We start from the raw sequence: 21,035 nt of genomic DNA, 5'->3' as shown, positions 1-21,035 counted from the left end.
GGCTTTGCGGATGGGTTCTGTCGCGGCTGAAGCCGCTCCTACAGTGAGCTGGGTGTGGGCGGCTCAGGATTCCTGTTCGGGTTCCACGTAGCCTTCGGGCTTGGGCGCGCCGCCCTGGAACAGGAATTTGTCCAGCTCCGTTTCCAGGAAGGCGCGATGCTTGGGATCGCGCGGCGACAGCCGGTTCTCGTTGATCAGCATGGTCTGGTGCGCCAGCCACGCCTGCCAGCCGGCCTTGCCGATGTGCGCGAACACGCGCTGGCCGAGTTCGCCGGGATACGGCACGTAGTCGAGCCCTTCGGCGTCGCGTTGCTGGTACTGGCAGAAGACGGTGCGGGACATGGCGGTTCCTGGTGGCGCGGTGGGCGACGATCAGAGGCCGTCGAGCAGTTTGCGGATCGGGGCGGGCAGGCCAAGTGCGGACAGGTCGGCACGCGCGACCCAGCGCAGGTCGTCATTGTCGCGTACCGCGTCGCGCAAGGCGACCTTGCGCAGGCGCAGCGGCTGCAGGTGCAGGCGATAGTGGCTGAAGGTATGCACGATCGGCGGCATCGGCTCGGCCGCGTCGAAGTCGCGGTCGCGGGTCTGCCGTTCGAACCAGGCGCGCAGTTCGCTCTCGCTCTCTGCCTGCGGCAGCGTCCACAGCGAGGCCCAGATGCCGCTCGGCGGGCGCCGCTGCAGCAGCAACTCGCCGGCGGCGTTTTCCAGCAGCAGCGCCAGCGCCTCGCGTTCGGGCAGGGTCTTGCCCGGCTTGGGCGTTGGCAGTGACTCGGTCAGGCCGTCACGGCGCGCCACGCAATCGTCCTGCAGCGGGCACAGCACGCAGGCCGGGTTGGCGCGGGTGCACAGGGTGGCGCCGAAATCCATCTGCGCCTGGGTGTAGTCGGCCATGCGCCCGTCGGCGACCGCGGCCACGTGGGCCTGCGCGATCGCCCACAGCGGTTTCTCCACCGCCGGCAGGCCCGGATAGCCGGCGATGCCGTGGTAGCGGGTCAGCACGCGTTTGACGTTGCCGTCCAGGATCGGGAAGCGGTCGTTCCAGGCCTGGCTCAGGATCGCGCCGGCGGTGCTGCGGCCGATGCCGGGCAGCGCGTGCAGCGCGTCGAAGTCGCGCGGCAGTTCGCCATCGTGCAGCTCCACGCAGCGCTTTGCGGCGGCATGCAGGTTGCGCGCGCGGGCGTAGTAGCCCAGCCCGGCCCATTGCGCCATCACCGCATCGGTGTCGGCCGCGGCCAGGTCGGGCAGGGTGGGGAAGTGCTGCAGGAAGCGCAGGAAGTACGGGATCACCACCGCGACCTGGGTCTGCTGCAGCATGATTTCCGACAGCCATACGCGATACGGGCTGCGCGGATGCTGCCAGGGCAGGTCGTGGCGGCCGCTGCGGTCGAACCAGGCGAGCAGGCGGGGGGCGAAGGTGTCTGGGGGCTGGCGCATGCTGGCATCGAGTCGTTCCTTCTCCCATCGGGAGAAGGTGCCCCGAAGGGGCGGATGAGGGTACGGAGCGAAGCCTGGTGCGGTTTGGGCAGCGCAAGTGCCTGCGCAGCGGACTTCGCCGTACCCTCACCCCAACCCCTCTCCCGGTGGGAGAGGGGCTCAAGATCAGGCGCCCAGCGCTTCGGGCAGCAAGGCGTCGACGAAGGCTTCGGCGTCGAACACGCGCAGGTCTTCCGGGCGCTCGCCGATGCCGGCGAAGCGGATCGGGATGCCGAACTCGCGGGCCAGCGCGAACACCACGCCGCCCTTGGCGGTGCCGTCGAGCTTGGTCACCACAAGCCCGGTGACGCCGACCGCGGCATGGAACTGGCGCAGCTGCGACAGCGCGTTCTGGCCGGTGGTGCCGTCGATGACCATCAGCACCTCGTGCGGCGCGGCCGGGTCGAGCTTGCCGAGCACGCGGCGGATCTTGCCCAACTCGTTCATCAGCCCGGTCTGGGTGTGCAGGCGCCCGGCGGTATCGGCGATCAGCACCTCGGTGCCGCGCGCCTTGCCGGCCTGCAGCGCGTCGAACGCGACCGAGGCGGCGTCGGCGTTCTGGCCCTGCGCGATCACGGTGACGCCGTTGCGATCGCCCCAGGCCTGCAGCTGCGCCACCGCGGCGGCGCGGAAGGTGTCGCCGGCGGCCAGCATCAGGCTGTGCCCTTCGTCCTTGAAGCGCTTGGCCAGCTTGCCGATGGTGGTGGTCTTGCCGACGCCGTTGACGCCGACCGTGAGCACCACGAACGGCTTGGCATTGCGGTCGATCTGCAGCGGCCTGGCGACCGGCTGCAGGATCGCGATCAGGTCGGCGCGCAGCGCGCGCAGCAGCGCCTGCGCATCGACGAATTCGCGCGCCTTCATGCGCTTGCGCAGGTTCTCGATCAGCGCGGTGGTGGCCGGCACGCCGACGTCGGCGGTGATCAGCGCGGTCTCGATCTCGTCGAGCAGGTCGTCGTCGAGCTTGGGGTTGCGCGAGAACAGGCCGCCGAAGCTGCGCGCGATGGTGCTGTTGCGCAGGCGTTCGCGCCAGCCGGACTTGCCGGCGGTGGCGGCGGGCGGCGCGTCGGCGCGCACGTCGAACGCGGCGGCGAATGCCGCGGCCGGATCGGGAAGCGGCGCAGCCGCAGCCGGGGTCGCCGCGGGCGCCGGCACGTGCACCTCGGGCGGCGGCGTGGGCGCCTGTGGCGGGAGCGCGACGTGGCCGGGCGCGGGGATGGGATCGGGCGCGACCGTGGGCGCCTCGCGCAGGGCGACGGGCGCGGCTACCTCCGGCGGCGGCGATGCCGGCGCGGCTTCGGCCGCGGGCGCTACAGGTGCTGCCGGCACCGGTGCCGGCGTGGCGGCTTCATCAGCTGGCTTGGGGAAGGCGGCGGCCAGCTCCTCGATGCTGTAGCGCTGGGTGCTGCGGCTATCGCCAGCGTGGTCCTGGGGCTTGTTGCGACGGAATAGGCTGACCATGGATAACGCGTGTACCGGAAACCGGGAATGCTACCACTTGGGCCTGTTACGCCCCTGTGGGGCCGGGATTGGGGATTTGGGATTCGGGATTCGCAACAGCGGCATTCCTGCCTCCAGCAGACGCAGCGCTCTTACGAATCCCCAATCCCCAATCCCGAATCCCGGCCCCTCAGAGCTTTCCCTTCATCGAGCGGTAGTCGCGCGGGGTCATGCCCACCGTTGCCTTGAACTGGCGCGCGAACGCGCTCTGGTCGGCGAAGCCGCAGGCCTGGCCGATGCTGGCGATGCTGTCCTCGCCGTGCAGCAGGCGCATCGCCGCTTCGATGCGCATCTTGGTCAGCAGCTGCTGCGGGGTCAGCTGGAACACGCGGCGGAAGTGCCGTTCCAGCTGCGCCACCGACAGTTCCGCCAGGTCGGCCAGGGTCTGCACGCGCAGGTTGTCGCCGTAGTGGATCTGCATGTGCTCCATTGCGCGGCTGATGCGTTCGTAGGCCGAATGGCGGCTGTCGGGCTGGCCCAGGTCGCGGGAGATGCCGACCACGCCGATCACCTCGTTGTGCTCGCACAGCGGGCGCTTGAAGGTCAGGCACCAGCCCGGGGTACGGTTCGGGAACAGGTGCACTTCCAGCTGGTTCTCGATCATCTCGCCGCACAGTACGCGCCGGTCCTGCATCAGGTAGCTGCCGCCCAGCGGCAGCGGGAACACTTCCAGCGCCGATTTGCCGATCAGGTCGGCACGGTATTTCTTGCCCAGGCGCCGCACCAGGGTCAGGTTGACGTGGGTGTAGCGGCCGTCGCGGTCCTTGACGAAGAACACCACGTCCGGCAACGCATCGAACAGCGTCTGCATTTCCGACGCGGAAATCAAAGTATCCATCTGCACTCACCGGGCGGTTGTAGGCTGCGGCGGCAGGCACGCCGCGGCATGCCCACCCCTGAGGACCGATCCTAGCCTAAGTCGGGCCTGCGGGGACGCCGGGGTTGTGCGAATTTCCGCATTTATGACAAGCAAACGCTGCTAGCCGCCGGCGGCCCGGAATGTGAGCATGGACCTATGCATACACTCGATGTGATCGACTCGCATACCGGCGGCGAACCGACCCGTGTCGTCGTCGCCGGCTTCCCCGACCTGGGTACCGGCCCGCTGGCGCAACGGCGCGATCTGTTCCGCGATCGCTTCGATCGTTGGCGCAGCGCCATCGCCTGCGAACCGCGCGGCTCGGACACCATGGTCGGCGCGCTGCTGCTGCCGCCGATCGCGGCCGACGCATGCGCGGCGGTGATCTTCTTCAACAACGTTGGCTACCTGGGCATGTGCGGCCACGGCACCATCGGCCTGGTGCGCACGCTGGCCGAACTGGGCCGGCTGGCGCCGGGCACGCATCGCATCGAGACCCCGGTGGGCACGGTGGGCGTAGAACTGTACGCCGACGGCCGGGTGTCGGTGGACAACGTGGAAAGCTACCGCCACGCCGCCGGCATCGAGGTGCAGGTGCCCGACTATGGCCGCGTGCGCGGCGATGTGGCCTGGGGCGGCAACTGGTTCTTCATCACCGAGCAGACCCCGTGCGCGCTGGAGCTGCGCAACCAGCGCGCGCTGACCGCCTACACCGAGGCGCTGCGGCTGGCGCTGGAGGCGGCCGGCATCCGCGGTGCCGACGACGGCGAGATCGACCATATCGAGATCAACGGCCCGGCGCCGCACGCCGGCGCCGATGCGCGCAACTTCGTGCTGTGCCCGGGCCTGGCCTACGATCGGTCGCCGTGCGGCACCGGCACCAGCGCCAAGCTGGCGTGCCTGGCCGCCGACGGCAAGCTGGCCGCCGGCCAGGTGTGGCGCCAGGAAGGCATCCTCGGCAGCCTGTTCGAAGGCAGCTACGTGCCCGGTAGCCGTGGCGTGCTGCCGCGGATCACCGGCCAGGCGCACATCACCGCCCGCGCGCAGTTGCTGATCGATGCGCAGGATCCGTTCGCCTGGGGCATCGGCGCCGGATGAGCGGTTTCGACCTGATCGTCGTCGGCGCCGGCATCGTCGGCGCGGCCTGCGCCGATGCGGCCGCCGCCGCCGGGCTGCGGGTGGCGATCGTCGAGTCGGGCACGATCGGCGGCGGTTCCACCGCCGCGGCGATGGGCCATCTGGTGGCGATGGACGACGATCCTGCGGAACTGGCGCTGTCGGCGTATTCGCTGCGCCTGTGGGAAGAATTCGCACAATTGCCGGCGGCCGAGTTCAGCCGCTGCGGCACGCTGTGGGTGGCGCGGCAGGCGCGCGAGCTGGAGGCGATCCCGGCCAAGATCCAGCGCCTGGCCGCGGCCGGCGTGCACGCCGAGGCAATCGATGCCGAGGCGTTGTACCGGCTGGAGCCGGCGCTGGTGCCGGGCCTGGCCGGCGGCATGCGCGTGGCCGCCGAAGCGGTGGTGTATCCGCCGCGGATGGCGCGGCACCTGGTCGAGCGTGCGCTCGCCGCCGGCGCGCAGCTGTATGTTGGGCGCCGCGCGCTGGCGCTGGCCGCCGGCGGACTGCGCCTGGACGACGGCAGCACGTTGAGCGGGCCGGTGCTGGTCGCCACCGGCTGCGCGTTGCCGGAGTTGCTGCCGGAACTGCCGATGCGCGCGCGCAAGGGCCAACTGGTCATCACCGATCGTTATCCCGGCTTCGTCGGGCACCAATTGCTGGAGCTGGGCTATGCCGACAGCGCGCACGGCAGCGACGGCAGCAGCGTGGCGTTCAACGTGCAGCCGCGGCCGACCGGGCAGATCCTGATCGGTTCCTCGCGCGAATTCGATGCCAGCGATCGCAGCGTGTCGATGCCGATGCTGCAGCGCATGCTCGAGCGCGCGTTCGCGTTCCTGCCGGCGTTGCGCCAGCTGCAGGCGATCCGGGTCTGGACCGGGCTGCGTCCGGCCACGCCCGACGGCCGTCCCTACCTGGGCGCGGTGCCGGGGCGTGCCGACGTGTGGGTCGCGGCTGGCCACGAAGGCTTGGGCGTGACCACCGCGCTGGGCAGCGCGCGGCTGCTGCTGGATCTGCTGCTGCAGCGCGCGCCCGCCCTGGACCCGGCGCCGTTCGCGCCGGCGCGGGCGCTTTCGTGAGCGCGCCGATGCTGCGCCTGCAGGTCAATGGCCAGGCCCTCGAGGTGCTGGACGGCAGCAGCGTGGCCGCGGCGGTAGCGCAGGTGGCGGTGCATTTCCGCCGCTCGCGCAACGGCCAGCCGCGCGCGCCGCTGTGCGGCATGGGCGTGTGCAGCGAGTGCCGGGTGCGCATCGACGGCATCGGCCAGTTGCGCGCCTGCATCACTCCGGCTCGCGACGGCATGCAGGTGTGGACCGATGGCTGAGCCGCGCGCGCTGCATTACGACGTGGTCGTGGCCGGTGCCGGTCCGGCCGGACTGGCGGCGGCGCTGGCCGCCGCGGGGCATGGCCGGCGCGTGGCGCTGGTCGACCTGCAGGCGCGCGCCGGCGGCCAGATCTGGCGCCACGACGTGGCCCATGCGCCGCCGAAGCTGGCCGCGCGCGTGCTGGCGCAACTGGCGGCGAGCAAGATCGAATTTCTGTCGCAGACGCAGTTGCTGATGGTGCAGGACCGGCAACTGCTGGCCGACGGCCCGCAGGGCGCGCGCTGGATCGGCTACGACGCGCTGGTGCTGGCCACCGGCGCGCGCGAACTGCTGCTGCCGTTCCCCGGCTGGACGCTGCCCGGCGTCACCGGCGCCGGCGGCGCGCAGGCGCTGGCCAAGCAGGGCTGGCCGCTGGCCGGCAAGCGCGTGCTGGTCGCCGGCAGCGGCCCGTTGCTGCTGGCCAGCGCGGCGACGCTGCGCCGCCACGGCGCGCAGGTGCTGGGCATCGTCGAACAGGCCCCGCTGCGCGCGCTGGCCGGCTTCGCCGCGCAGCTGCCGTGGCGCTGGCCGGACAAGGCGCTGCAGGCGCTGAGCCTGCGCGCGCAGCTGGCCGGCGTGCGCTACCACAGCGGCAGCGTGGTGCTGGCGGCGCATGGCGACAGCCAGCTGCGGTCGGTGGAGATCGACGGCCCGCGCGGCCGCCGCCGTCTCGAGTGCGACCAGCTGGCGGTCGGCTACGGTCTGGTGCCGAACGTGGAGCTGGCGCAACTGCTCGGCTGCCGCCTGGCGCGCAGCGGCGCGCATCCGTGCGTGGCGGTGGACGCGCAATTGCGTACCAGCGTCGCAGGCGTGTACGCCGCCGGCGAGGCGCTGGGCATCGGCGGGCGCGATTGTGCGCGCGTCGAAGGCGCCATCGCCGGGCACCTGGCGGCGGGGCAGCAGGCCGCCGCGCAGGCATTGCAACCGCAGCGGCGGCGCGCGCGCGCGTTCGCCGCGCTGCTGCAGCGCCAGTTCGCCCTGGACCCGCGCATCCACGCGCTGGCCGCACCGGATACGCTGGTATGCCGCTGCGAGGACGTGCCGTTGTCGGCGCTGCGCGGCCATGCCGACCTGCGCGACGCCAAGCTGGTCTCGCGCTGTGGCATGGGCGCCTGCCAGGGCCGCATCTGCGGCAGCGCGCTGACCGAGCTGGGGCTGGCGCCGCGGCACGACGATTTTTCCGACGACGGCCGCCGGCCGCCGCTGTTCCCGGTGCGCCTGGACGCGCTCGCCCAATCGCTTCCCGATCCATTTCTTTCCCAACCTCCACTCACAACCCTCGACAAGGTGTAATCCCATGAGCAAGGCTTCTTTCTGGTACGGCGTGCTGCCGGCCATCACCACCCCGTTCAACGCCGATGGCAGCATCGACCACGCGTTCCTGGCCAAGCATGCGCAGGTCATGGTCGACGCCGGCTGCACCGCGATCGTGCCGCTGGGCTCGCTCGGCGAGGCCGCCACGCTCAGCTTCGACGACAAGGTCGCGGTCCTGAAGACCCTGGTGCAGGCGCTGGACGGCCGCATCCCGGTGGTGCCGGGCATCGCCGCGCTGTCCACCGACGAAGCCGTGCGCCTGGCGCAGGCGGCCAAGCAGGTCGGCTGCGGCGGGATCATGGTGCTGCCGCCGTACGTCTACTCCACCGACTGGCGCGAGATGGGCGCGCATGCGCGTGCGGTCATCGCCGCCACCGACCTGCCGGTGATCCTGTACAACAACCCGGTCGCCTACAAGACCGATTTCAGCCCGGCGCAGATCGCCGAGCTGGCCGCCGAATTCCCGAACCTGCAGGCGGTCAAGGAATCCTCCGGCGACGTGCGCCGCTTCGCCGCGCTGGGCGAGCTGCTCAACGACCGCCTGGTGCTGCTGGTGGGCATGGACGATGCGATCGTCGAAGGCCTCAGCATGGGCGCCAAGGGCTGGATCGCCGGCCTGGTCAATGCGTATCCGAAGGAGTCGGTGAAGCTGTTCGAGCTGGCCCGCGACGGCGGCTACCCGGCGGCCAAGGCGCTGTACGATTGGTTCCTGCCGCTGCTGCGCCTGGACACCGTGCCCAAGTTCGTGCAGCTGATCAAGCTGGTGCAGGAGAAGGTCGGCCTGGGCAGCGAGCGCGTGCGCGCACCGCGCCTGGTGGTCGACGGCGCCGAGCGCGAAGCGGCGCTGAAGGTGATCGACCACGCCATCGCCACTCACCCCGGGCTGTGAGATGAGCATGCAGCCGCTGTTGCTTGCCGGCCATTGGCAGCCGTCGCTGGAAGCGCGCGGCAGCTTCCGCGCCGAGGACCCGCGCGACGGGAACGCGTTCGGACCGGAGTTCCCGGTCAGCGGCGCCGCCGATCTGGAAGCTGCTCTGAGTGCGGCGGTGCTGGTCGCCGACGCGCTGGCCGCGGCGGCGCCCGAGCGCATCGCCGGATTCCTCGACAGCTACGCCGCGGCGATCGATGCCGACGTGGAGCAGTTGGTCGCGCTGGCGCATGCAGAGACCGGCCTGCCGATGGAACCGCGCCTGGCCAAGGTGGAGTTGCCGCGCGCCAGCGGGCAACTGCGCCAGGCCGCGCAGGCGGTGCGCAGCCATAGCTGGACGCAGCCGGTGATCGATACCGCGGCCGGGCTGCGCGCGCAGCTGGGGCCGCTGCACAAGCCGGTGCTGGTGTTCGGCCCGAACAATTTTCCGTTCGCGTTCAACGCGGTGGCCGGCAGCGATTTCGCCTCGGCCATCGCCGCGCGCAATCCGGTCATCGCCAAGGCGCATCCGTCGCATCCGGCCACTAGCCAGCGCCTGGCGCAGCTCGCGCACCAGGCCCTGCTGGACAACGGCCTGCCGGCCGCGGCGGTGCAGTTGCTGTACCACTTCGACAACACGCTGGGCCTGGAACTGGCCGGCGATCCGCGGCTGGGCGCGATCGGCTTCACCGGCAGCCGTGCCGGCGGGCTGGCGCTGAAGGCCGCGGCCGACCGTGCCGGGGTGCCGGCCTACGTCGAGCTGTCCAGCGTCAATCCGGTGTTCCTGCTGCCGGGCGTGCTGGCCGAGCGCGGCACCGCGCTGGCGCAGGAATTCTTCGCCTCGTGCACGATGGGCAGCGGCCAGTTCTGCACCAATCCTGGCATCGTGGTGGTGCCCGAGGGCGAGGACGGCGATGCGTTCGTCGCCGCGGCCAGTGCGCACTTCGCTGGCGCGGCGCCGAGCCTGCTGTTCTCGCGCGGCGTGCTCGAGCACCTGCAGCGCGGCGTGGCCACGCTGCGCAATGCCGGCGCCAGCGTGCTGGCCGGCGGCGATGCCGCGCCAGAGCCGGGCTATCGGCACGCGCCGACCCTGCTGGCGGTGTCGGCGCAGGACTTCCTGCAACAGCCCGAGGCGCTGCAGACCGAGGCGTTCGGCCCGGTCAGCCTGGTGGTGCGTGCCGCCGGCCTGGCGCAGATGACCGCGCTGGCGCACAGCCTTGAGGGCAACCTCACCGGCACCGTGTACCGTGCCGCCGACGGCAGCGACGACGTGCTGTTCGCGGCGTTGGCCGCCGCGCTGCGGCCGCGGGTGGGGCGCCTGATCTGCAACAAGATGCCGACCGGCGTGGCGGTCAGTGCGGCGATGAATCACGGCGGCCCATACCCGAGCACCGGCCATCCGGGCTTCACCGCGGTCGGCATGCCGGCGGCGATCCGTCGCTTCGCCGCGCTGCACAGCTACGACGGCTTGCCCGATGCGTTGTTGCCGGAACTGCTGCGCGACCGCAATCCCGGCGGCGTGCAGCGCCTGATCGACGGCCAGTGGAGCGTGGCCGACGTGGAGCGCGCGGCATGAGCGCATCCGCGCAGATCGGCGGGCTGAGCCTGGCAATGGCGCAGGCGCAGCTGGCGCCATGGCCGACCCAGGCGCCGCCGATCCAGCCGCAGGAATACCAGCAGCGGCTGGCGCGGGCGCGCGAGTTTCTGCGCGCGCAGGGCGCCGATGCGCTACTGATCGGCGCCGGCGCCTCGCTGCGTTATTTCACCGGCGTGCCGTGGGGCGCCAGCGAGCGCCTGGTGGCGATGCTGCTGACCGCCGAAGGCGATCCGCTGCTGATCTGCCCGGCGTTCGAGGAAGGCTCGCTGGATGCGGTGCTGCGCATCCCGGTGCGCAAGCGGCTGTGGGAAGAACACGAGGACCCGCACGGGTTGGTCGCCGAGGCGCTGAGCGAACTCGGCGCGCAGGCGCTGGCGCTGGATCCGGGCATCGCCTTCGCAGTGCACAGCGGGCTGAGCGCGGTGCTGGACCGGGTCGCGATCCGCGACGCGACGCCGATCGTCGATGGCTGCCGCATGCGCAAGTCGGCGGCGGAACTGGCGTTGATGCAGCAGGCCTGCGACATGACCCTGCAGGTGCAGCGGCTGGCCGCCGGGCTGATCCACGAAGGCATCACCACCGCCGAACTGGTGCGCTTCATCGACCAGGCGCATCGCGCGCTCGGTGCCGACAACGGTTCCACCTTCTGCATCGTGCAGTTCGGCCATGCCACCGCGTATCCGCACGGCATCCCCGGGGTGCAGGCGTTGCGGCCGGGCGAACTGGTGCTGATCGACACCGGCTGCACCGTGCACGGCTACCACTCCGACATCACCCGCACCTACATCTTCGGCGAGCCGAGCGAGAAGCAGCGGCGCATCTGGCAGCTGGAGCACGATGCGCAGGCGGCCGCGTTCGCCGCGGTGCGTCCGGGCGTGAGTTGCGCGGCGGTGGACCAGGCGGCGCGCGATGTGCTGCAGGCGGCGGGCCTGGGCCCGGACTATCGCCTGCCGGGATTGCCGCACCGCACCGGTCACGGCTGCGGCATGAGCATCCACGAGGCGCCGTACCTGGTACGTGGCAATGCGTTGCCGCTGGCGCCGGGCATGTGCTGCAGCAACGAACCGATGATCGTGGTGCCGGGCGAGTTCGGGGTGCGCCTGGAAGACCATTTCTACGTCACCGAACACGGCGCGCAGTGGTTCACGCCGCCGTCGCCGGCGATCGACCGGCCGTTCGCCTGATGCAGGCGGCGGCCGCCGTCGCGGCGCCGCCGCAGAGGTTCCATTCGCTTACCGGAGTCCGTCGATGAGATTCGCCCGCCTGTTCGTCCCCTGCGCGCTGGCCGCGGCGTTGCTGGCCGCCTGCCAGCCGGCCACGCCGCCCGCGTCGCCGCAGCCGGCGGCCGCGGCGGGCGCGCCGACGCAACAGCCGGGCCAGGCCTTCGCCGCCTTGCTCGACGCGCAGTGGCAATACCAGCTCGCACACCATCCGGAGTTCGCCAGCATCATCGGCGACACGCGCTACAACGACCGCTGGAGCGATTATTCGCCGGCGGCGTTGCAGGCCGAGCAGCAGGCGACCGCAGATTTCCTGAAGCGGTTCGAGGCGATCGACGGCAAGGCGCTGTCGGCGCAGGACCAACTGAGCCTGCAGATGATGCTGCGCCAGTTGCGCGATCGGCTGGAAGCGATCGCGTTGAAAAACGACGAGATGCCGCTGGAGCCGGTCGGCGGCATCCAGCTGACGCTGCCGGGCTACGCGCAGGCGTTCCCGTTCGCCAGCGTCAAGGACTACGAGGACTACATCAAGCGCCTGCAGGCGATCCCGGCCTTGCTCGACCAGGTCGTGGCGCTGTCGCGCGCCGGCGCCAAGGACGGGCTGGTGCAGCCGAAATACCTGCTCGAGCGGATCCCGGAGCAGGTGCGCGCGATCGCCGCGCCGGCCGGCGCCGACAGCCCGTTCGCGTTGCCGCTGAAGACGTTCCCCGATGCGGTGCCGGCGGCCGAGCGCGCGCGCCTGCGCGAGGCGATGCTCGCGGCGATCGACCAGCAGGTGCGTCCGGCCTACGCCAAGCTGGCCGATTTCGTCGCCGACGAATACGCGCCGCAGGGCCGCGCGCAGGAAGGATTGTGGTCGCTGCCCGATGGCGAGCGCCGCTACCGCTACGCGATCCATACCCAGACCACCACCGACAAATCGCCCGAGCAGATCCACCAGATCGGCCTGGCCGAAGTGGCGCGCATCGAGGGCGAGATGAGCGCCATCGCCAAGCAGCTCGGCTATGCCGACCTGGCCGCGCTGCGCAAGGCGGTGGCGCGCGACCGCAAGTTCTTCGCCAGTTCGCGCGAGCAGATCCTGCAGCGCTACCGCGACGACATCGCGCAGATGCAGCCGCAGTTGCCCAAGCTGTTCGGCAAATTGCCGAAGACGCCGCTGGAAGTGCGCGCGATGGCCGAGTTCCGCAGCACCGCGCCGGGCGCCGAGTACTGGCAGAGCGATGCGCAAGGCAGCAAGCCGGCGCTGGTGATGGTCAACACCAGCGACTACGCGCAGCGCACTCTGGTCAACATCGAGGCCACCGCGTATCACGAAGGCGTGCCCGGCCATCACCTGCAGATCTCGCTCGCGCAGAGCCTGCCGTTGCCGCCGTTCCGCCAGCAATCCAGCTACAACGCCTACGTCGAAGGCTGGGCGCTGTATGCCGAGCGGCTGGGCAAGGACGTGGGCTTCTACCAGGACCCGTACAGCGACTACGGGCGCCTGGCCGGCGAACTGCTGCGCGCCAACCGCCTGGTGCTGGACACCGGCGTGCATTATAAGCGCTGGACCCGGCAGCAGATGATCGATTTCTTCCACGCGCATCCGTCCGACGACGAACCCAGCATCCAGGCCGAGACCGACCGCTACATCGTGTGGCCGGGCCAGGCGCTGGGCTACAAGCTCGGCGAACTGGACATCCTGGCGCTGCGCGAGAAGGCCAAGCGCGAACTCGGCGCAGGCTTCGACATCCGCGCCTTCCACGACCAGATCCTCGGCGGCGGCGCGATGCCGCTGGACCTGCTCGATGCACGCATCGACGCCTGGATCGCGCAGGCCAAGGCCGGCGCACCCGCCACTCCGGAGAAACCGCAATGAGCCCGAATTCCCGACTCCGTGCGCCGCTGCTGCTGGCCATGTTGTGCGCGCTGGCAGGGCAGGGCGTCGCCACTGCCGCCGAACCCGCGCGACCTGCGGCCGCCGCGGCGAGCAGCGATGCCGGCGCACGCTTCAAGGCGCTGTACCTGCGCGAGTGGAAATGGCGCCAGCAGCAGTCCGCCGGCGCCGACGATGAGGACAGCCAGGGCGAGGCCGCCGACCATCTGCCGAAGGTGGATCCGGCCACGCAGGATCAGCGCACCGCGTATTGGCAGCAGGCGCTGCGCGAGCTGGAGGCGATCGACCCGGCGCAGCTGTCGGCGCAGGACCAGGTGAACTACCAGGTCTACCGGCAGCAATTGCAGGTGTTGCTCGACCAGCAGCATTTCCGTGCCTGGGAGATGCCGTTCAACAGCGACAGCGCGTTCTGGAGCGACCTGGGCTTCACCGCGCGCAGCACTCTGCACAGCCGCGAGGACTACCAGCGCTACCTCGGCCAGCTGGCCGACATCCCGCGCTATTTCGACGAGCAGATCGCCAACATGCGTGCCGGCCTGGCGCGCGGTTTCGCGCAACCGAAGGTGACCCTCGACGGCCGCACCGAGTCGATCGCCGAAGTCGCGCAGGCGCAGGGCGAGGGCAACCTGTTCTATGCCCCCTTCAAGCAGATGCCGGCGACGATTCCCGCCGCGGTGCAGGCGCAGCTGCGTGCGCAGGCGCAAGCGGCGATCGCCAAGCAGGTGGCGCCCGCCTACGCCAAGCTGCTGCGCTTCATGCGCGAGGAATACCTGCCCAAGACGCGCCCGGCGCTGGCCATCGAGTCGGTGCCCGACGGCGCGGCCTACTACCGTGCGCAGATCCGCGAATACACCACGCTGGACATGACCCCGGAGCAGATCCACGAAGTCGGCCTGAAGGAAGTGGCGCGCCTGCGCAAGGAGATGGACCAGACCATCGCCGACAGCGGCTTCAAGACGCCGGCCGGGCAGCAGACCTTCCCCGCGTTCCTGAATTACCTGCGCACCGATCCGCGGTTCTACGCCAAGACCCCGGAGGAACTGCTGAAGGACGCGGCCTGGATCGCCAAGCGGGTGGATGCCAAGGTCGGCGACTACATCGGCCGCCTGCCGCGGCGCCGCTTCGCGATCGAACCGGTGCCGGCGGAGCTGGCGCCGTTCTACACCGGCGGCCGCGGCGGCCCCGGCATCTACCTGGTCAACACCTACGACCTGCCGTCGCGCCCGCTGTACAACCTGACCGCGCTGACCCTGCACGAGTCCTCGCCCGGCCACGCGCTGCAGATGCCGCTGGCGGCCGAGCAGGACAACCTGCCGGACTTCCGCCGCTACACCTTCATCTCCGCCTACGGTGAAGGCTGGGCGGTGTATTCGGAGTACCTGGGGCAGGAAATGGGCCTGTACGACACACCGTACGACCGCTTCGGCTACCTGACCTACCAGATGTGGCGCGCATGCCGGCTGGTGATCGACACCGGCATCCACCACTACGGCTGGACCCGCGAGCAGGCGCAGGCCTATTTGCGCGACAACACCGCGCTGAGCCAGCACGAGGTCACCACCGAAGTGGACCGCTACATCGCCTGGCCGGGGCAGGCGCTGTCGTACTACCTGGGCGAGTTGAAGATCATCGAATTGCGGCGCAAGGCCGAGGCCGCGCTGGGCGAGAAATTCGACATTCGTGCGTTCCATGACGCGATCCTGGAAACCGGCTCGGTGCCGCTGCCGGTGCTGGAGCAGCGCATCGATCGGTTCATTGCAGAGGGCGGGAAGTCGCCGTGGGCGCAGGAGGCGTCAAAGCAGTAGGCATGCTGAAGCCCCGCTCTCATCGGGGCGACAGGGCACAGCTTGCGCGCCACTGGCGCGCGTGCTGGAGCGCCCGCGCCGCTGGCGCGGGCCGGGGCGCGGAGCGGGGGTTGGGGTGAGGGTACGGCGCGAAGCCTCATGCAGTCGGAACGACACGAGGCTTCGTCCGTACCCTCATCCGCCCCTTCGGGGCACCTTCTCCCGGGGGGAGAAGGGGACACAGCTACAGGTAGTTGGGAATCGGCTACAACCTTTCAAACGGGGGCACCATGACCACACAAGGCAAGTTCCACAAGCGTCTGAGCCTGACCGACCTGACCTTCATCGGGCTCGGTTCGATCTTCGGCTCCGGGTGGCTGTTCTCGGCCAGCCATGTGTCGGCCATCGCCGGCCCGGCCGGCATCGTGTCGTGGATCGCCGGCGGCGTGGCGGTGCTGCTGCTGGGCCTGGTGTATTGCGAACTGGGCGCGGCGCTGCCGCGTGCCGGCGGGGTGGTGCGCTACCCGGAGTATTCGCACGGCGCGCTGCTCGGCTGGTTGATGGGCTTCATCACCCTGATCGCGTTCTCCAGCCTGATCGCGATCGAAGTCGAGGCGGCGCGGCAGTACGCCGCCGCCTGGTTCCCGTCGTTGAACCAGGCCGGCAGCACCCATCCCAGCGTGGCCGGCTGGCTGCTGCAGCTGGCGCTGCTGGTGGCGTTCTTCCTGCTCAACTACTTCAGCGTCAAGACCTTCGCTACCGCCAACAACATCGTCAGCGTGTTCAAGTTCCTGGTGCCGGTGCTGGTGATCGTGCTGCTGATGGCGCACTTCAATCCGCAGAACCTGCACGTGCAGGGCTTCGCGCCGTCGGGTGCGGCCGGCGTGGAGGCGGCGATCTCGGCCGGCGGCATCATCTTCGCCTACCTGGGGCTGACCCCGATCGTGTCGGTGGCCAGCGAGGTGCGCGATCCTCAGCGCAACATCCCCATCGCGCTGATCCTGTCGGTGGCGCTGTCCACGGTCATCTATGTGCTGCTGCAGCTGGCGTTCCTGGGCAGCGTGCCGGCCGAGTACCTGACCCAGGGCTGGGGCGGCATCGACAAGGCGTTCGCGCTGCCATACCACGACATCGCGCTGGCCTTGGGCATGGGCTGGCTGGCGGCGCTGGTGATCTGTGATGCGATGATCTCGCCCAGCGGCACCGGCAACATCTACATGAACGCCACGCCGCGCGTGGTCTACGGCTGGGCGCGCAGCGGCGGCTTCCTGTCGGTGCTGACCCGGGTCGACGCCAAGTCCGGCATCCCGCGTCCGGCGCTGTGGCTGAGCCTGGCGCTGTCGGTGTTCTGGACCCTGCCGTTCCCGTCGTGGGAGACGCTGATCCAGGTGGTGTCGGCGGCGCTGGTGCTGAGCTATGCGGTGGCGCCGGTGACCGTGGCCGCGCTGCGCCGCAGTGCGCCGCAGCTGCCGCGGCCGTTCCTGCTGCGCGGCTTCGCCGTGCTCGGGCCGCTGTCGTTCATCGTCGCCGCGCTGATCGTCTACTGGTCCACCTGGAACACGCTGTCGTGGCTGCTCGGCCTGCAGGTGGCGATGTTCGCGCTGTATGTGCTGTACCGGCTGCCGAGCGCGGCCGGGCGCGCGCAGCTGTGGCGGCAGGTGCGCGGCGCGTTGTGGCTGATCGGGTTCTTCGTGCTGGTGTTGCTGGTGTCCTACCTGGGCACCTTCGGCGGCACCGGCCAGATCGCGCATCCGTGGGACACGCTGAGCGTGGCGGTGATCGCGTTCGGTTGCTACCACTGGGGCGCGCGCACCGGGTTGCGCAGCGACGAGCTGGCGCTGGAAGAGGACGACGGGGAATAGGGTGTGCGCGCTTGTGTAGGAATGGCTTCAGCCGCGACAGACTTGCTGACACATCCTGTCGCGGCTGAAGCCGCTCCTACAAAAAAAGCTGTTTCAGGGGGAATGGGAACGCAATGAACAGATTCGCTGCATCGATCTTGCTGGCCGCGGTGTCCATCGCTGCCGGCCACGCCCAGGCCGCGCCCAGCGCCGCCGACTACCAGCGCTCGCTCGGCCTGCGCGAGGCGTGGATGACGCTGACCGAGAACCTCGCCTGGCCGGCGCAATGGCGCGACGACGGCACGTTCTATTACCGCAAGACGGTGCCCGGCGGCTTCGCCTTCGTGCTCGAGGACGTGGCCACGCAAAGCAAGCAGCCGGCGTTCGATGCGCTGCGGCTGGCGCGCGGGCTGAGCACCGCCGCCGGGACCGAGTACCCGGCGCTGCGGCTGCCGTTCGAGCGCTTCGGCTATGCGGCCGATGCCGGCCGCGACAACGCCGCGATCGTGTTCCAGATCGACTACGCGCCGTGGCGCTGCACGCTCGCCGACTATGTCTGCGCGCGCGCCGATGCCGGCGCGCAGTCGCGGCCGCGCGGCTTCGGCGTAGTCCGCGATCCGGCGGTGGCCGCCGACAACACGCCGCGGCGTTCGCCCGACGGGCGCTGGGATGCGTTCGCCGACGGTCACGATATCGTGCTGCGCAGCGTCGCCGACGGCCACGTGCTGCGCCTGAGCGAGGATGGTCGCGCAGACGATTTCTACGATCCGGAAACGCTGGCCTGGTCCCCGGATTCGCAGCGGCTTGCGGTATACAAAGTGCGTCCGGGTTTCGCGCGGCGGGTGACGCGGGTGGAGGCGGCGCCGCCTGGCGGCGGCCAGCCGCGCGTGCGCACCCAGCTGTATCCCAAGCCCGGCGACGCGGTGGATATCGAGCGGCCGGTGCTGTTCGATCTCGCCGGCGTGGCCGCGGGCGCCGGCGCGCGGCGCATCGCCATCGACGATGCGCTGTTCGCCAATCCGTACCAGCTGTCGCCGATCCAGTGGCGCACCGACGGCCGCAGCTTCGTGTTCGACTATGTGCAGCGTGGCTTCCAGCGCATGCGCGCGATCGCGGTGGACGCGGCCAGCGGCCGCGCGCGCGTGGCGGTGGGCGAGGACGCCAAAACTTTCGTTTACGCCGACCGCAGCTACCGCCACGATGTGGACGGACTCGGCAAGGAGATCCTGTGGATCTCCGAACGCGACGGCTGGCGCCATCTCTATCTGTTCGATGGCCAAAGCGGCAAGGTCAAGGCGCAGGTCACCAAGGGCGAATGGATCGTGCGCGACGTGCTGCGCGTGGACGACGCGCAGCGCCGCATCTGGTTTTCCGCCAGCGGCATGGATGCGGGCAAGGACCCGTACTACCGGCAGCTGTTCGCGGTGGATTTCGACGGCCGCCACCTGACCCGGCTGACCACCGCCGACGCCGACCACGACGTGGCCATCGCCGACGACGGCCGCCACTACGTGGACACCTATTCGCGCCCGGACCTGCCGCCGCTGATGGAGCTGCATGCCATCGAGGGCACGCTGCTGCAGGTGGTGGAGCGCGGCGACATCGGTAAGCTGCTGGCCGCCGGCTGGCGCGCGCCGCAGACCTTCGTGGCCAAGGGCCGCGACGGTCGCACGGACATCTGGGGCATGGTGGTGCGACCGCGCGACTACGACCCGCACAAGACATACCCGGTGATCGAGAACATCTACGCCGGCCCGCATGACAGCTTCGTGCCCAAGACCTTCTGGCCGTTCGGTTACCACTCCGGCGGCGACAAGCAGATCGGCATGCAGGCGCAGGCCGACCTGGGCTTCATCGTGGTGATGATCGACGGCATGGGCACCGCCAACCGCTCCAAGGCGTTCCACGACGTGGCCTGGAAGAACCTCGGCGATTCCGGCTTCCCCGATCGCATCGCCTGGCACAAGGCGTTGGCCGCGCAGGATCCGTCCTACGATATCTCCCGCGTCGGCATCTACGGCGCCTCGGCCGGCGGGCAGAGCACGCTCGGCGCGCTGGAACGGCATCCGGATTTCTACAAGGTGGGCGTGGCGTTCGCCGGTTGCTACGACAACCGCATGGACAAGATCAGCTGGAACGAGCAATGGATGGGCTGGCCGGTGGACGCCAGCTACGCCGCCGCCTCCGGCGTGGACAACGCGGCCAAACTGCGTGGCGAATTGCTGCTGATCGTCGGCGAGCAGGACAGCAACGTGGATCCGGCCTCGACCGCGCAGGTGGTGGATGCCTTGATCAAGGCCGGCAGGGATTTCGACCTGCTGAACGTGCCCGGCGGCGAGCACACGGTAGGTCGCTCTACTGGCCCGATCGACTACGTGCAGCGGCGCCAGTACGACTTCTTCGTGCGGCATCTGCTGGGCGCGCAGACGCCGCGCTGGAATGCGATTTCCGCAGGAGGAGCGAAATGATCGAACGCCATCCGCACGCCTTTGTAGGAGCGGCTTCAGCCGCGACAGATGTTTCCGAAACCAGAATCCATTCGGTGCCGGTGTCGCGGCTGAAGCCGCTCCTACAAAAAACGGCCTCGTTGGTCCGCTACGCCGTGCTGGCCATGCTGCTGCCGCTGCTCGCCCACGCCGAAGACATGCCGCGCTACGTCAGCCGCGACGGCCACCACGCGCTGTTCGTTGACGGCGCGCCGTACAGCATCATGGCCGCGCAGCTGCACAACTCCAGCGCCTGGCCGCAGGTGTTGCCTCAGGCGCTGGACGCGGTGCAGGCGCTGCATGCGAACACGGTCGAGGCGCCGGTGTACTGGGAACAGTTCGAGCCGGAGCCGGGCCGCTACGACTACCGCAACGTCGATGCGCTGGTCGAGCAGAGCCGCGCGCGCGGGCTGCGTTTGATCGTGCTGTGGTTCGGCACCTGGAAGAACGGGCAGATGCACTACGTGCCGGAATGGATCAAGCGCGATCCGGCCACGTATCCGCGCATGCGCGACGCCAAGGGTGAGCCGGTGGATGTGCTGTCGCCGCATGCCCAAGCCAATGTGCAGGCCGACGCGCGCGCCTTCGCCGCGCTGATGCAGCACCTGCGCAAGATCGACGCCGGCCGCTACACGGTGATCGCGGTGCAGGTGCAGAACGAGCCCGGCGCGATCGGTACCGTGCGCGACCATGGCGAGGCCGGCGAGCGCGCGTTCGATGCCGCCGTGCCGGCGGAAGTGCTGCAACGGTTGGGCAAGCCGGCCGGCAGCTGGAGTCAGGTGTTCGGAAGCGATGCCGAGGAGATGTTCAGCGCCTGGAGCAACGCCAGCTACATCCAGCAGGTCGCCGCCGCCGGCAAGGTGGCGTATCCGCTGCCGCTGTATGTGAACACCTGGCTACGCTACAAGGGCCGCACCAAGCCCGGCGAGGAATACCCGGCCGGCGGTGCCACCTGGAACGTGTTCGACCTGTGGCGCCTGGCCACGCCGGCGATCGACTTCATCGGCACCGACATCTACACCAGCGACTACGACGAATACACCAAGGTGGTCGGCCAGTACGCGCGCGCCGACAACCCGGCGTGGGTCTCGGAAACCGGTTTCGAGGCGGCCACCGCGCCGTACCACTTCCACGTGCTCGGCCGCGGCGGCATCGGGTTCTCGGTGTTCGGCATCGACGGCAACGAGGACACGCCGGAGAACCAGGCCGCGATCGCCGCGCACGCGGCCGGTTTCGGCCTGCTCGCGCCGTTGCAGCGCGAACTGGCCGCCGGCGCCTTCGCCGGCACCTTGCAGGCGGCGGTGGAGAAGGCGGGGGTGCCCAAGCAGAGCCTGCGCTTCGGGCCCTGGCAGGCGCAGGTGTCGTTCGGCGCGCCGGGCTGGGGCGAGGCGCCGGCGATCCTGCCCGGCACGCCGCAGCACGATGGCCGCGTGCTGGTGCAGGAACTGCAGCCGAACGTGTTCCTGGTCACAGGATTCAATTCCCGCGTTGAATTTGTGCGCGATCGTGCCGATGGCAAATACGGGCAACTGCTGCGCGTGGAGCAGGGCCGCTACGTCGATGGCCAGTGGCGGTTCGTGCGCCTGTTGAACGGCGACGAGACCGACTACGGGCTCAACTTTCGGCGCAGCGATCCCTACGTGCTGCGGGTGACCGTGGGAACCTACTGACCTTGTGGCCGCAGTGCGGCCGCCCGAC

The 21,035-nt window shown here is 70.1% G+C and carries 16 protein-coding genes; 12 read left to right on the top strand and 4 right to left on the bottom strand.

All coding sequences use genetic code 11. The features are described 5' to 3' along the window. Nucleotides 1–63: 63 nt before the first annotated feature. From HEP74_RS13145 to HEP74_RS13130, 4 genes are all read right to left on the bottom strand, one after another. Nucleotides 64–342, bottom strand: a complete 279-nt coding sequence (locus tag HEP74_RS13145; protein WP_185813254.1) for an oxidative damage protection protein — start codon at nt 340–342, stop codon at nt 64–66. A 30-nt stretch (nt 343–372) separates the two neighbouring features. After that, nucleotides 373–1,434: an A/G-specific adenine glycosylase gene (mutY, locus tag HEP74_RS13140; RefSeq protein WP_185813253.1), complete on the bottom strand. Its 1,062-nt coding sequence runs from the start codon at nt 1,432–1,434 to the stop codon at nt 373–375. Nucleotides 1,435–1,599: 165 nt separating this feature from the next. Continuing rightward, complete coding sequence (ftsY, locus tag HEP74_RS13135; protein ID WP_185813252.1) at nt 1,600–2,934, bottom strand: signal recognition particle-docking protein FtsY; 1,335 nt, start codon at nt 2,932–2,934, stop codon at nt 1,600–1,602. A gap of 169 nt (nt 2,935–3,103) precedes the next feature. Next, on the bottom strand, nt 3,104–3,811 hold the full coding sequence (locus HEP74_RS13130; RefSeq protein WP_185813251.1) for an AraC family transcriptional regulator: 708 nt from the start codon (nt 3,809–3,811) through the stop codon (nt 3,104–3,106). 177 nt (nt 3,812–3,988) lie between these two features. Here HEP74_RS13130 and HEP74_RS13125 point away from each other — a divergent pair, with 177 nt between their 5' ends. The 12 genes from HEP74_RS13125 to HEP74_RS13070 all read left to right on the top strand — a co-directional run bounded on the left by HEP74_RS13125 (nt 3,989) and on the right by HEP74_RS13070 (nt 21,007). Beyond that, complete coding sequence (locus tag HEP74_RS13125) at nt 3,989–4,930, top strand: 4-hydroxyproline epimerase (RefSeq protein ID WP_185813250.1); 942 nt, start codon at nt 3,989–3,991, stop codon at nt 4,928–4,930. Further along, entirely contained in the window at nt 4,927–6,027 is a 1,101-nt protein-coding gene (locus tag HEP74_RS13120) for an NAD(P)/FAD-dependent oxidoreductase (RefSeq protein ID WP_185813249.1), read from the top strand. The genes HEP74_RS13125 and HEP74_RS13120 overlap by 4 nt, the downstream gene beginning before the upstream one ends. Nucleotides 6,028–6,035: 8 nt before the next feature. Beyond that, on the top strand, nt 6,036–6,272 hold the full coding sequence (locus HEP74_RS13115) for a (2Fe-2S)-binding protein (RefSeq protein ID WP_185816627.1): 237 nt from the start codon (nt 6,036–6,038) through the stop codon (nt 6,270–6,272). Then, on the top strand, nt 6,265–7,605 hold the full coding sequence (locus tag HEP74_RS13110) for an NAD(P)/FAD-dependent oxidoreductase (RefSeq protein ID WP_185813248.1): 1,341 nt from the start codon (nt 6,265–6,267) through the stop codon (nt 7,603–7,605). The genes HEP74_RS13115 and HEP74_RS13110 overlap by 8 nt, the downstream gene beginning before the upstream one ends. A 4-nt stretch (nt 7,606–7,609) precedes the next feature. Beyond that, entirely contained in the window at nt 7,610–8,515 is a 906-nt protein-coding gene (locus HEP74_RS13105) for a dihydrodipicolinate synthase family protein (RefSeq protein ID WP_185813247.1), read from the top strand. Between the two features lies 1 nt (nt 8,516). Continuing rightward, complete coding sequence (locus tag HEP74_RS13100; protein ID WP_185813246.1) at nt 8,517–10,109, top strand: aldehyde dehydrogenase family protein; 1,593 nt, start codon at nt 8,517–8,519, stop codon at nt 10,107–10,109. Next, entirely contained in the window at nt 10,106–11,314 is a 1,209-nt protein-coding gene (locus HEP74_RS13095; protein WP_185813245.1) for a M24 family metallopeptidase, read from the top strand. Before HEP74_RS13100 ends, HEP74_RS13095 begins: the two co-directional genes overlap by 4 nt. A gap of 64 nt (nt 11,315–11,378) precedes the next feature. Beyond that, on the top strand, nt 11,379–13,208 hold the full coding sequence (locus tag HEP74_RS13090; RefSeq protein ID WP_185813244.1) for a DUF885 domain-containing protein: 1,830 nt from the start codon (nt 11,379–11,381) through the stop codon (nt 13,206–13,208). Then, nucleotides 13,205–15,031 (top strand): DUF885 domain-containing protein, encoded by a 1,827-nt coding sequence (locus tag HEP74_RS13085; protein ID WP_185813243.1) that lies wholly within the window; start codon nt 13,205–13,207, stop codon nt 15,029–15,031. The genes HEP74_RS13090 and HEP74_RS13085 overlap by 4 nt, the downstream gene beginning before the upstream one ends. Before the next feature lie 269 nt (nt 15,032–15,300). Next, nucleotides 15,301–16,872 carry an APC family permease gene (locus tag HEP74_RS13080; protein ID WP_185813242.1) on the top strand — a complete coding sequence of 524 codons (1,572 nt, stop codon included), beginning with the start codon at nt 15,301–15,303 and terminating at the stop codon, nt 16,870–16,872. 113 nt (nt 16,873–16,985) lie between these two features. Further along, a complete protein-coding gene (locus tag HEP74_RS13075; protein WP_185813241.1) occupies nt 16,986–19,319 on the top strand; it encodes a S9 family peptidase in 2,334 nt (777 codons plus the stop codon). 143 nt (nt 19,320–19,462) lie between these two features. Then, entirely contained in the window at nt 19,463–21,007 is a 1,545-nt protein-coding gene (locus HEP74_RS13070; protein ID WP_255427976.1) for a DUF5597 domain-containing protein, read from the top strand. Nucleotides 21,008–21,035 lie beyond the last annotated feature (28 nt).

Source organism: Xanthomonas sp. SS, from assembly GCF_014236835.1.
In the GTDB taxonomy this organism is placed as follows: domain Bacteria; phylum Pseudomonadota; class Gammaproteobacteria; order Xanthomonadales; family Xanthomonadaceae; genus Xanthomonas_A.
This window is presented reverse-complemented; position numbering and strand designations above follow the sequence as displayed.